Genomic DNA, 11,161 nt, shown 5'->3' with positions numbered 1-11,161 from the left:
GGTGGGATGCCGGTCCTCACCGCCCCGGCTGGACGACCAGGCGAACAGGGGCATCGCGCCGCCCGCCTCGAGCTCGGGACTGGTCAGCTCGAGCGGCGGCACGGGGCGCAGCTCGGCGAGGGCGGCGTAGGGATCGTACGAGAACATGAGACCTCCGGATGCCACGCTAATCGCGCACACGCGGCGGAACCAGCCCCGAATACACTGAACCCGTGACTGATCTCGCCGCCGACCGCCAGGCCCTGCTCGACCTCATCACCGCCGAGGCGGTGTTCCACGGCGACTTCACGCTCTCCAGCGGCAAGAAGGCGACGTACTACGTCGACATGCGCAAGCTCACCCTCGACCACCGCGCGGCTCCCGCGATCGGGCGCATCATGCTCGACCTGATCAAGGCCCACGACATCTCCGCGGTGGGCGGTCTCACGCTCGGCGCCGACCCGATCGCGAACTCCGTCATGCACGCCTCGGTCGGCACCGACCGCCCGCTGGACGCGTTCGTCGTGCGCAAGGAGCCCAAGGACCACGGCCGCGGTCGCCAGGTGGAGGGCGCGAGCGTCGAGGGCAAGCGCGTCATCGTGCTGGAGGACACCTCCACCACCGGCCAGTCGGCGCTCAAGGCCGTCGAGGTGCTGCGCCGTGAGGGCGCCGAGGTGCTCGCCGTCGCCGTGATCGTCGACCGCAAGACCGGCGCACAGGCCGCCATCGAGGCCGAGGGCCTGCAGTGGCTCGCGGCGTTCGACCTGGACGACCTGGGCCTCGACCCGCAGTAATCTTCTGCCGCTCTTCACACCCGGCCGCGGCGCGCGCGTTCCGCGAACGCATCGAGTGCGGTGATGATGTCGGATGCCTGCCAGATGCGGTTCCGCATACCGCCGCCCGCCTGGGTGAGAACGCCGGCTTCGGCCAGGCGGTTGATGGCGGCGTGCGCTGATACTTCGCTCACACCGAGTTCCCTCGCAGTGAGCTTGGCCGTGATGATCGGCTGGGCGAGCAGCAGGTCCAGCGCCCGATGCACGGCGGAGTCGGAGCGTGCGTGCACCAGGTCATTCCACGACGCGCGCGCGGCGTGCACGTCTTCGACAAGATGCCGTCCGTTCCCGATCGCGGCGAAAGTCGCGTTGGTGATCGCATGGACGATCGCGTCGACGTCGCCCGCGCGGTAATCCGTCAGTGCCTGGAAGTAGGCCTTCGGGTCGTGGAGCAGCCCGGCCGACACGGGAACGGTGACATTGCGGGTGAGTCTCGCCCGGCGCAGCATCGCCTGGATGAGCGCCCGGCCGGTGCGTCCGTTGCCATCGGGGAACGGATGGATTGTCTCGAACTGAGCATGCGCGATCGCGGCCTGGGCCAGCACCGGAACGTCGTCATGATCTGCGAAATCGAGCAGGTCGCTCATCAGTGCAGGCACTCGATCATGGTGAGGTGGGACGAACTCGGCGTCATGCGGCGAGAGCCGGCTGCCGCCGATCCAGACCTGTTCCTGTCGCCAGCCGCCCACGAACTGCGGCGCGGATTCCTGCAGCAGCGCGCGATGCATCTCGATGATTGCGTCCTCGTCGAGATGATCGCTGAGACGCAGAGCGGCCTCCATGGCGTGTGTGTTCGCCACGATGAGCCGCGCGTTCGCTGATCGTGCAGCGCCGATTCCCGCAAGAGCGATCTGCTTCGCGCCTGCGGTGAGATTCTCGATCTCGGAACTCGACGCCGATTCGGTGCGCAGCAGGATCGCCGGGAAGGGCGCGATGAATGCACCCGCCTCGGCGTCGAAGCGCGCGAGCTCGTGGCTCGCCTCGTCGGCGGCGGTGAGAACGTCGTCCTCAAGTCGCACGGGCAGGCGCCGGATGAAGGGAGGTATCGCCGCGAGGTACTCACCTGCGAGTCGGCGCAGCTGCCGCCTCGAGCCGATCTCGTTGCCGGAACGCTCCCATGGCCGAGGCTCATGCTCGACGGCAGGCCAGTCGCTGCTCATACACCCCTCCCGATTAAGTTAAGGATAAACGACTATCCTTAACTTATCGAGGTCATTGGCGTGGCCGGCGCCCCACCGCGGCATCCGCCACGATCTTCGCGATCCGCGCGTCGCGCGTCTCGGCGCGCTTGGCGGTCGCGATCAGCGTGAGCCCCTGCTTCTTCACCGACTTGGGGAAGCCTTCCCAGGCCGCGCGCGCTTCGGGGACGGCGTCCAGGGCGGCGGTGAGCTCGGGCGGCTCGATGCCGGCCTCGGGTCCGTCGAGCACGGTCCATGACCCGTCGGCCTTGGCCGCCTCGATCACGCGGATGCCGGCGGGCGCGAGCAGGCCCGCGGCCTCCAGCTCCGCGAGCCGGGCCTTGTTGGTCGCTGCCCAGCCGCTGCCCTTCCGGCGCGGTGAGAACCACTGGCCGACCGAGTTCTCGGCGAAGGTGCGCACCGGGCCGTCGATCCACCCGAAGCGCAGGGCGTGCCGCACGGCGTCCTCGTAGTAGATGCCACTCGCCGCCGATCCGCGCACGTTCAGCAGCCACACGCCGGGTGCGGTCGCGTGGTTGGCCTCCAGCCAGTCGCGCCAGGCCGCGGCATCCGCCGCCGTCACCTGCTCGCCCTCGTCGAGAACGCCCATCCGCACCTCCGTGTCGCCGTGGGCCCAGCCTAGGGTGCGGCGGCGACATGGACTTGGCAACGTTTTCATGGGATTGTTCTCCCTATGGCGAAGTCAAGCGACGAGAGCGCGGATGCCGCGGGCCGCCCGACCATGAAGGATGTCGCATCCCGCGCGGGTGTCGGGCTGTCGACCGTGTCGCGCGTCGTCGCGGGCAAGGGCGGCGTCAGCCGGGCCAAGTCGAAGGCGGTCGAGCGTGCCATCGCCGAGCTCGGGTACAGCCGCAACGACTTCGCGCACACGCTGCGCACCGGATCGACGCGCACGATCGGGGTGGTCGTGACGCGGATCTCCGACCCGTTCTACTCCGAACTCGTCTTCACGATCGAGCAGCGTGCGCAGGAGCACGACGTGCTCGTGCTCGTCGCCTCCGGCGGTGACGACCCGATCGAGGGGGAGCGGGTTCTGCGGCGGATGCTGAGTCGCCGGCTGGACGGACTGATCGTCGTCGCGCACGAGGAGGTCGACGTCTCGTTCCTCGCTGCCGAGAAGGCCGCGGGCACGAAGATCGTGTTCGTCGACCGGCCGCCGCAGGGCCTGCCCGCCGACCTGATCGTGGTGGACAACGAGCGCGGCGCAGCGGATGCTGTGGCCCACCTCGTGCAGGCCGGGCACCGCAGCATCGCCTGCCTCGCGCACATCTCCGGCCGCTACACCTCCGAGCGGAGGCAGGCCGGGTTCCGGCAGGGCATCCGGGATGCCGGGCTGCCGGTGCGTCCCGAGCTGATCGTCGCGGTCGACGACGACGTCGACGCGTGCGTCGAGGCGCTGAGCGAGCTCGCCTCTCTGGACGACCCGCCCACCGCGCTGTTCACCACCAACAGCCGCACCACCAAGGCGGTTCTCAAGGCGCTGCGGCTGCTCGACGCGCATCCGGCTCTGGTCGGCTTCGACGACTTCGACCTGGCCGAGCTGATGAGCCCGCCGGTGACGACCGTCGCGCAGGACCCGTGGGCGATCGGCGAGGCCGCCGCCGACCTCCTCTTCGATCGGATCGCGGGTCTCGCCGGCCCGGACCGCCGCATCGTGCTGGGCACGCGGATGGTCGAGCGTGGTTCGGGCGAGACGCCGCCGGTCGCCGTTACCGGGTTGTGACCCGACCCCCGTTGCGTTTGGCAACGTTTTCAGATTCGATGTCAGAAGGCCCGCGCACAGCAGGCCGTCTTCATCCGATGGAGGATCACATGCGCAAAGCGCTCGCAGCAGTAGCGGGTCTCGGTGTCGCGGCTCTCGTTCTGGCAGGCTGCTCCGGCAGCCCCGGCGACGGCGGCGGCAAGGGCGGCGGCTCCGACGACGCCAGCCAGGTCGAGGTTTTCACCTGGTGGGCATCCGGCTCCGAGAAGACGGGCCTGGACGCGCTCGTCAAGGTCTTCGGCGAGCAGTTCCCGAAGACGAAGTTCGTCAACGCGGCCGTCGCCGGCGGCGCGGGCTCGAACGCGAAGAACGCCCTCGCCTCGCGTCTGAAGGCCAACAACCCGCCGGACTCGTTCCAGGCGCACGCCGGTGCCGAGCTCACCGATTACATCGAGGCGAAGAAGATCGAGGACCTCAGCTCCTTCTACAAGGACAACGGCCTCAATGACGTCTTCCCGAAGACGCTGCTCGACCGCCTGACGGTCGACGGCAAGATCTACTCGGTGCCCAGCAACATCCACCGCGCCAACGTCGTGTGGGTCAACAACGAGGTGCTGACCAAGGCCGGCATCGACCCGAAGACGGCGCCCGCCGACGTCGACGCCTGGCTCGCCGACATGAAGAAGCTCAAGGACGCGGGCGTCGAGACCCCGCTCTCGGTGGCGACGGACTGGACCCAGGTGCAGCTGTTCGAGAACGTGCTGCTCGCCGACCTCGGCGCCGACGGCTACACGGGCCTGTGGGACGGCAAGACCAAGTTCGACGACGCCAAGGTCACCAAGGCGATCGAGGACTACACCTCGCTGCTCTCGTACGCGAACACCGACGGCACCGGTCAGGACTGGCCGGTCGCGACCGACATGGTCATCGACGGCACCGCCGCGTACAACGTGATGGGCGACTGGGCCCTGGCCGAGTTCGACGCCAAGAACAAGACCTACGGCACCGACTACACCACCTGGCCGACGCCCGGCACCGACGGCACGTTCGACTTCCTCGCCGACTCCTTCACCCTCCCGGTCGGTGCTCCGCACGCCGGCGGTGCGAAGAACTGGCTGAAGACGATCAGCTCCGCCGACGGACAGAAGGCGTTCAACCTCGCCAAGGGCTCGATCCCGGCGCGCACCGACGCCAACGCCTCGGACTACCCCGAGTACCAGCAGGGCGCGATGGCCTCGTTCGCCAAGGACACCGTGGTCAGCTCGCTGGCGCACGGCGCGGCCGTGAAGGTCTCCTGGCTGAACGACATCACCTCCGCGATCGGGCAGTTCGTCTCCACCAAGGACGGCAAGGCTCTGCAGGACGCTCTCGTCCAGGCGCAGACCAAGGGCCTCGGCAAGTAACATCCATCCTCCGAGCGGGGCGGCGCACCGGCGCCGCCCCGCTCGCATCCCCGTCTGAAGGAGGGCGCCGATGCGCAAGGGCATCCGCAACTGGGGGCCGCCGCTGCTGCTGATCTCGCCGACGATCGTGCTGCTGGGCATCTTCGTCTACGTGATGATCGGCCAGAACTTCTACACGGCCATGACCAAGGACTCCGCCCTGTCGGCATCCGAGTTCGTCGGTCTGCAGAACTTCACCGACCTTCTCACCGAACCGCGGTTCCTGCACTCCCTGGCCAACCTCGGCATCTTCACGGTGTTCTTCATGGTCGGGACCATGCTCTTCGGGTTCCTCTGGGCCTGGATGCTGGACAAGGGCGTCACGGCCGAGGGCGTGTTCCGCTCGGTCTACCTGTTCCCGATGGCCGTCTCGTTCGTGGCATCCGGTGTCGTCTGGCGGTGGCTGCTCAGCTCCGCACAGGGCGACCGCGCCTCGGGGCTGAACCGCCTGCTCGAGTCCATCGGGCTCGGAGGTCTGCAGAACGACTGGTACAACCAGCCGCTGTGGGGCATGGCCGCCATGGCGATGCCCGCCATCTGGCAGCTCTCCGGCTACGTGATGGCGCTGTTCCTCTCCGGCTTCCGCGGCATCCCCGAGGAGCTGCGCGAGGCCGCCCGGATGGACGGCGCCAGCGAGTGGAAGCTCTACCGTCACGTGATCTTCCCGCAGTTGCATCCGGTCGCCCTGTCGGCGCTCGTGATCGTCGCGCACATGTCGCTGAAGGTCTTCGACCTGATCATGGCCGTCACCGGTCCGGTGTACATCACCGAGGTCCCGGCCACCTACATGTGGACCGCGCTGACCGGCGGGGAGTACGGCAAGGCATCCGCCATCGCCACCGTCCTGCTGCTGCTGGTGTGCATCTTCATCGTGCCGTACCTGATCTCCACGGCCCGCGCCGAGAGGAGGGCACGCAAGTGACCGTCGCAACCGGAATCGAGCGCCGCGCCACCACCGCCGGCAGCATCCCGACCGCGCATCGCACCCGCGCGCGGATCGGCCGCACCACCAAGTACGTGCTGCTTCTGCTCTTCATCGTCATCGTGCTGATGCCGGTGTACGTGCTGGTGGTCACCAGCCTGAAGCCGCCGTCCGACGTCAGCGCCGTCACCTCGTGGGCGTGGCCGTCGCGCTGGCCGTGGCAGGCCGACGGCGACGGTGCCACCGGGTTCGGCAACTGGGCCACCGCGTGGGAGGCGCTGGCCGCGCCGCTCGGACGCACCTTCCTGCTCGCGATCCCCGCGGCCCTGGTCTCGGCCATGCTCGGCTCGATGAACGGCTTCGTGCTCTCGCGGTGGAAGTTCCCCTACGCGAACGTGGTGTTCACGCTGATCCTGTTCGGCATGTTCATCCCGTATCAGGCGATCATGGTGCCGCTGGTGCAGATGAAGACCTCGCTGGGGCTGCCGTCGAGCATCGTCACGCTGCTGTTCGTGCACATCATCTACGGTCTGCCGATCTGCACGCTGATCTTCCGCAACTACTACGAGGGCGTGCCCGAGGAGCTCATGGAGGCGTCCCGCATGGACGGCGCCGGCATGCTCGGCTCGTACTGGCGCATCATCCTGCCGCTGTCGCTGCCCGGGTTCGTCGTGACGATCATCTGGCAGTTCACCTCGGCGTGGAACGACTACCTGTTCGCACTGTTCCTCTCGGATGCCAATCAGGGGCCGGTCTCGCTGTCGCTGGTGAACCTGTCGCAGGGCGCGCAGCTGTCGAACTACGGCGCGTCTATGGCGGGTGCGCTGATCGCGTCGATTCCGACGCTGCTCGTGTACATCCTGCTCGGCAAGTACTTCGTCGGCGGACTGATGAGCGGGTCGGTCAAGTCCTGACCCGTCGGTTCAGCCGTTGTGGGGGCCTCTCGGACGGTCGTCGTCGTCCCAGGGGCCCTCGTACCACTCGCCCTTCTGATCGCGCTTGGGGCGCTTGAGCAGCTGCAGGGTCAGCACGGTCAGGCCGGTCAGGCCGATGACGAGCATGACCAGGAAGAGCATGTCCTGCTGAGTCATCGGGGTCCTCTCTCGATGCGACCAGCCTAGCCCGGCAGATACCAGCCGGACGGGCCCACGGGCTGGTCGTTCCTGGTCAGGTACTGGTCCAGGTACACCTTCGTGATGAGCTCGCGCCGGCTGCGGACTCCGGCCTTGTCGAAGATCGACTTCAGGTGGTCCTGCACCGTGTAGGCGGACAGGTGCAGCGTGCCGGCGATCTCCTTGGTCTCCGCGCCGCGCAGCACCATCGCGGTCACGTCGCGCTCGCGTGGGGTGAGCGCGAACGCTGCGACGACGAGATCGACCACCTCCGACGGGCGCGCCTCCTCGATGGTCACCACGACCTCGCGCATTTGGCTATTGAGATTGGACGACGGCTGATCCAGACGTTCAGGCGTTGGAGTTAGTGCTTGTCGGGGAGCGCCCGGCTCCGAACACGAGTAGATCGATCGTCAGGTTGTCGCGCAACAGCCGATCGCGGACCTCGCGCATGCTCGGCTCCGGGTTGACTAGGCCGACGTAGCCTAGCTCCCGCAGGGCATACAGTGCGTTCGTCGTAGGGAGCGGTGTTGTCTCGACCAGGTTGGCACCGGTCAGAGAGCTGTGCGTCAGGCGGTGAGCCAGATCGCGTCGACGGCGCCGTCGGGGAGCGCAGTGGCGGCGCCGTGGATGCGGATGCCGTCGGCGGATGCCGTGAGCTCCACGCCCACGGCGACGCCGGCATCCTCCAGCGCCTGCAGGAGCTCGGGGTCCCGGTCGCTCACCCGGAGCACACGCCCGGCGTGGCCGTCGACCGCATCGGCGAGCAGCACGAACGGCTCCCGTTCGACCCGGCCCTCGGCATCCGGGATCGCGTCGCCGTGCGGGTCGAAGCGCGGGCGGCCCAGCCGCTGGTCGATGCCCTCGAGCAGCCGGTCGCTGATGGTGTGCTCGAGCACCTCGGCCTCGTCGTGCACCTCGTGCCAGGCGTAGCCGAACTCGCGCACGAGCCAGGTCTCGATGAGGCGGTGGCGGCGCAGCATCTGCAGGGCGCGCTCGCGTCCGGCATCCGTCAGCCGCACCGCGCCGTACGGCTGGTGCGAGACGAGTCCCGCGGCGGAGAGCTTCTTGACCATCTCGGTCACGCTCGAGGGGGCGATGCCGAGCGCCGTCGCGAGCTGCGAGGGCGTGATCGGGGCATCCTGCCACTCGGTGTGCGCGTAGACGGTCTTCAGGTAGTCGTCGAACGCGGGGGAGGGCATGTCAGCCTCCCAGCGCCGCGAGCACGCCGAAGGCGGCGCTCCCGGCGAAGAACATGATCGCGAAGCCGGCCATCGCGGCCAGCAGCGACAGACGGCCGTCGTAGTCGTTCACGCCCCTCGTGCCGATCGCCCGGGCGCGGAACGCGAGGAACAGGGTCATCGCGCCGAGCACCAGCTGCACCCATGGGCCGCCGGCGGGCAGCAGGCGCGGCCAGGCGATGAGCACCACGCCCAGCGCACCGGCGATCAGCGCGAACCAGGTGCACAGCCGCATCGCGCGACGGGCCTGGGAGTCGTCGCGGTGCTTCTTGGCGGGGGCGGACGGCATGGGTCCGAGCCTACCCGGGGTTCCCATGGGGTTCCGCGGGCGCGAGTGCACCGCTTCCCGCCGAGAGCACCGGTTGTCGACGGCGACAGGTGGTGCACTCGGCGACAGGTGGTGCAGTCGATGCGGCGCGCTGAGGTCGACAGGGAGATGTCGGTCCGGCCGCGGGACGGATCAGCCGGTCGCCACCAGCCACAGCAGCACCGCGTTCAGGACGATGATCAGCATCGAGAACAGGATGCCGAGCAGCGTCGTCAGGCGGCGGTTGGCGTGCTCGCCGAGCGTGCGCCGCTGGGCGGTGAGCGCGACCAGCGGGATCAGCGCGAACGGGATGCCGAACGAGAGCACGACCTGGCTGAGCACCAGCGCGAGCGTGGGGTCGAAGCCGACGCCGAGGATGACCAGCGCCGGGATCAGCGTGACGAGCCGGCGTGCGAGCAGCGGGATGCGCACGGTGAGCAGTCCGTGCATGATCTCGGCGCCCGCATAGGCGCCCACCGACGTGGAGGCGAGGCCAGACGCGAGCAGCCCGACCGCGAACAGGGTGCCGATGAGCGGGCCGAGGTTCGCGGTGATCGCCGCGTGCGCGCCCTCGAGGGAGTCCGTGCCCTCGACGCCTGCCAGGTTGGCGGCGGCCACCAGGAGGATGGCGAGGTTCGCGGAGCCGGCGATGAGCATCGCGATCGTGACGTCCCAGCGGGTGGCGGTGAGAAGGGTCCGGATGCTGTGGCCTGCCCGCGCGCGCATTGCCGAGCCCGCGTCCTGCGTCACCGGGCTGACTGCCTGGGTCGCTGAGCTCACAGCCCGGGTCCCCGAGCCCGTCGAAGCGTCGCCCGCTGCACCGAATCGGTCCCTGGCCAGGGCGCTGTGCGCGTAGATCGCGTGCGGCATGATCGTCGCACCGAGGATGGATGCCGCCAGCAGCACGGAGCCGCTGTCCGCGAAGCGGGGCAGCATCCCACCGACGACTCCCGCCGGGTCCGGCGGGGCGACGACCAGGCCCGCGACGAAGCCGACCACGATCAGGGCCATCAGGCCGATGATGACGAACTCGAAGTGCCGGGCGCCGCGGCGCGAGTGCACGGCCAGCAGCACGATCGAGACGGTTCCCGTGATCACCCCGCCCAGCAGCAGGGGGATGCCGAACAGCAGGTTCAGTGCGACGGCGCCGCCGAGCACCTCGGCGATGTCGGTGGCCATCGCCACGAGCTCGGCCTGCAGCCAGTAGGCGCGACGCGCCCACGGGTTGCGGATGCGGGTGCCGAGCACTTCGGGCAGGCTCCTGCCGGTGACGACGCCGAGCTTGGCCGACAGGTACTGGATCAGCCAGGCCATCACGTTGCCCGCCAGCACGACCCAGACCAGGAGGTAGCCGTAGCGCGCGCCGGCGGTCATGTTGCTGGCGACGTTCCCCGGGTCGAGGTACGCGACGCCGGCGACGAGCGCCGGTCCGAGCAGGCTCAGGCCGGTCCACGGCACGCGGATGCCCCGTCGGGGCATCTCCTGGTGGACACCGGGCTCCTCGATCCGCGCTGATTTAGGCATACCGAAATCATATGTGTTTTTCGGTGCGCCTAAAAGTTCGAGGTCGGGTCGCGTTTCGTGTCGCTTCCACGGCATTCCGGATGCTGCAGGTCGCAGTTGGTCCCGCTCGACGCGCGCATTCCGGGATGAACTGCGACCTGGGCGACCGGAGCAGCCCGGTTCCGTTGCGAACTGCGACCGGGATGCCGCCCGATAGCCTGGCGGAGTGGAAGAGCAGGCCCCCGACCCGACACCCGAGCGCACGACGCACGGCGTCGGCCCGTGGCAGGGGGAGCGGCCCGTCGAGGACTGGTACGACCCCGAGCTGCTGGAGCACGGCGACACCCGCAACGTGATCGACCGGTACCGGTACTGGCGGATGGAGGCGATCGTCGCGGACCTGGATCTGCAGCGGCATCCGTTCCACGTCGCCATCGAGAACTGGCAGCACGACATGAACATCGGCTCGATCGTGCGCAGCGCGAACGCGTTCCTCGCCGACACCGTGCACATCATCGGCCGTCGCCGCTGGAACAAGCGGGGCGCCATGGTCACCGACCGCTACCAGCACGTCGTGCACCACCCGGACGTGGAGTCCTTCGCCGCCTGGGCTGCCGGTGAGGGCATCCCGATCATCGCGGTCGACAACGTGGGCGACGCCGTCCCCGTCGACCGGGCCGAGCTTCCGGAGCGCTGCGTGCTGCTGTTCGGCCAGGAGGGCCCCGGGCTCTCCGAGGAGGCGCTCGCCGCGGCATCCGGGCACATCGAGATCACCCAGTACGGATCCACCCGCTCGATCAACGCGAGCGCGGCGGCGGCCGTCGTGATGTACGAGTGGTGCCGCCGGTACGCCCGGCAGGCGTGACTGCGGACCGGTGCGCTGGGCGCCGAACGTGCCCTGGGTGAGCCCGGGGCCTCTGA

General features: G+C 69.0%; 13 protein-coding genes. 6 read left to right on the top strand and 7 right to left on the bottom strand.

Annotated elements, in window-relative coordinates; genetic code table 11:
- The first annotated feature begins 212 nt into the window (after positions 1–212).
- A complete protein-coding gene (gene pyrE, locus BGN97_RS00285; RefSeq protein ID WP_292696985.1) occupies positions 213–773 on the top strand; it encodes an orotate phosphoribosyltransferase in 561 nt (186 codons plus the stop codon).
- 14 nt (positions 774–787) lie between these two features.
- Here the strand turns inward: pyrE and BGN97_RS00280 are convergent, their stop codons facing one another.
- Together BGN97_RS00280 and BGN97_RS00275 are read right to left on the bottom strand one after the other, a co-directional pair.
- Complete coding sequence (locus BGN97_RS00280; protein WP_292696983.1) at positions 788–1,831, bottom strand: Fic family protein; 1,044 nt, start codon at positions 1,829–1,831, stop codon at positions 788–790.
- A gap of 193 nt (positions 1,832–2,024) precedes the next feature.
- Positions 2,025–2,600, bottom strand: a complete 576-nt coding sequence (locus BGN97_RS00275; protein ID WP_292696979.1) for a YdeI/OmpD-associated family protein — start codon at positions 2,598–2,600, stop codon at positions 2,025–2,027.
- A gap of 84 nt (positions 2,601–2,684) precedes the next feature.
- Between BGN97_RS00275 and BGN97_RS00270 the strand changes: the two genes are divergently transcribed.
- The 4 genes from BGN97_RS00270 (at position 2,685) to BGN97_RS00255 (ending at position 6,991) form a co-directional block, all read left to right on the top strand.
- Positions 2,685–3,734 (top strand): LacI family DNA-binding transcriptional regulator, encoded by a 1,050-nt coding sequence (locus BGN97_RS00270; RefSeq protein ID WP_292696977.1) that lies wholly within the window; start codon positions 2,685–2,687, stop codon positions 3,732–3,734.
- 89 nt (positions 3,735–3,823) lie between these two features.
- Positions 3,824–5,116 carry an extracellular solute-binding protein gene (locus BGN97_RS00265; RefSeq protein WP_292696974.1) on the top strand — a complete coding sequence of 431 codons (1,293 nt, stop codon included), beginning with the start codon at positions 3,824–3,826 and terminating at the stop codon, positions 5,114–5,116.
- 70 nt (positions 5,117–5,186) lie between these two features.
- Positions 5,187–6,077 (top strand): sugar ABC transporter permease, encoded by an 891-nt coding sequence (locus BGN97_RS00260; RefSeq protein ID WP_292696971.1) that lies wholly within the window; start codon positions 5,187–5,189, stop codon positions 6,075–6,077.
- Positions 6,074–6,991, top strand: a complete 918-nt coding sequence (locus BGN97_RS00255; protein WP_292696969.1) for a carbohydrate ABC transporter permease — start codon at positions 6,074–6,076, stop codon at positions 6,989–6,991. The genes BGN97_RS00260 and BGN97_RS00255 overlap by 4 nt, the downstream gene beginning before the upstream one ends.
- A 9-nt stretch (positions 6,992–7,000) precedes the next feature.
- Here BGN97_RS00255 and BGN97_RS00250 read toward each other — a convergent pair whose 3' ends face one another.
- From BGN97_RS00250 to BGN97_RS00230, 5 genes are all read right to left on the bottom strand, one after another.
- On the bottom strand, positions 7,001–7,168 hold the full coding sequence (locus BGN97_RS00250) for a hypothetical protein (RefSeq protein WP_285638146.1): 168 nt from the start codon (positions 7,166–7,168) through the stop codon (positions 7,001–7,003).
- Between the two features lie 26 nt (positions 7,169–7,194).
- Positions 7,195–7,503: a helix-turn-helix transcriptional regulator gene (locus tag BGN97_RS00245; RefSeq protein WP_292696966.1), complete on the bottom strand. Its 309-nt coding sequence runs from the start codon at positions 7,501–7,503 to the stop codon at positions 7,195–7,197.
- 255 nt (positions 7,504–7,758) lie between these two features.
- Positions 7,759–8,391: a metal-dependent transcriptional regulator gene (locus BGN97_RS00240; RefSeq protein ID WP_292696965.1), complete on the bottom strand. Its 633-nt coding sequence runs from the start codon at positions 8,389–8,391 to the stop codon at positions 7,759–7,761.
- A 1-nt stretch (position 8,392) separates the two neighbouring features.
- Positions 8,393–8,719, bottom strand: a complete 327-nt coding sequence (locus BGN97_RS00235) for a hypothetical protein (RefSeq protein ID WP_292696963.1) — start codon at positions 8,717–8,719, stop codon at positions 8,393–8,395.
- Between the two features lie 171 nt (positions 8,720–8,890).
- Positions 8,891–10,216: an Nramp family divalent metal transporter gene (locus tag BGN97_RS00230; RefSeq protein WP_292697180.1), complete on the bottom strand. Its 1,326-nt coding sequence runs from the start codon at positions 10,214–10,216 to the stop codon at positions 8,891–8,893.
- Between the two features lie 250 nt (positions 10,217–10,466).
- On the opposite strand from BGN97_RS00230, the gene BGN97_RS00225 reads away from it, so the two are divergent.
- A complete protein-coding gene (locus BGN97_RS00225; protein ID WP_292696962.1) occupies positions 10,467–11,105 on the top strand; it encodes a TrmH family RNA methyltransferase in 639 nt (212 codons plus the stop codon).
- Positions 11,106–11,161 lie beyond the last annotated feature (56 nt).

Source organism: Microbacterium sp. 69-10, assembly GCF_001897945.1.
Lineage (GTDB): Bacteria > Actinomycetota > Actinomycetes > Actinomycetales > Microbacteriaceae > Microbacterium.
The sequence above is the reverse complement of the archived record's forward strand: the minus strand, read 5'-3'. Positions and strand labels throughout refer to the sequence as shown.

Excerpts from the sequence above, each read along its gene's own strand:
- BGN97_RS00240 (WP_292696965.1), bottom strand. The coding sequence starts at position 8,391 with ATGCCCTCCCCCGCGTTCGACGACTACCTGAAGACCGTCTACGCGCAC.
- BGN97_RS00270 (WP_292696977.1), top strand. The coding sequence starts at position 2,685 with ATGGCGAAGTCAAGCGACGAGAGCGCGGATGCCGCGGGCCGCCCGACC.
- BGN97_RS00235 (WP_292696963.1), bottom strand. The coding sequence starts at position 8,719 with ATGCCGTCCGCCCCCGCCAAGAAGCACCGCGACGACTCCCAGGCCCGT.
- BGN97_RS00260 (WP_292696971.1), top strand. The coding sequence starts at position 5,187 with ATGCGCAAGGGCATCCGCAACTGGGGGCCGCCGCTGCTGCTGATCTCG.
- BGN97_RS00245 (WP_292696966.1), bottom strand. The coding sequence starts at position 7,503 with ATGCGCGAGGTCGTGGTGACCATCGAGGAGGCGCGCCCGTCGGAGGTG.
- BGN97_RS00230 (WP_292697180.1), bottom strand. The coding sequence starts at position 10,216 with ATGCCCCGACGGGGCATCCGCGTGCCGTGGACCGGCCTGAGCCTGCTC.
- BGN97_RS00250 (WP_285638146.1), bottom strand. The coding sequence starts at position 7,168 with ATGACTCAGCAGGACATGCTCTTCCTGGTCATGCTCGTCATCGGCCTG.
- BGN97_RS00275 (WP_292696979.1), bottom strand. The coding sequence starts at position 2,600 with ATGGGCGTTCTCGACGAGGGCGAGCAGGTGACGGCGGCGGATGCCGCG.
- BGN97_RS00265 (WP_292696974.1), top strand. The coding sequence starts at position 3,824 with ATGCGCAAAGCGCTCGCAGCAGTAGCGGGTCTCGGTGTCGCGGCTCTC.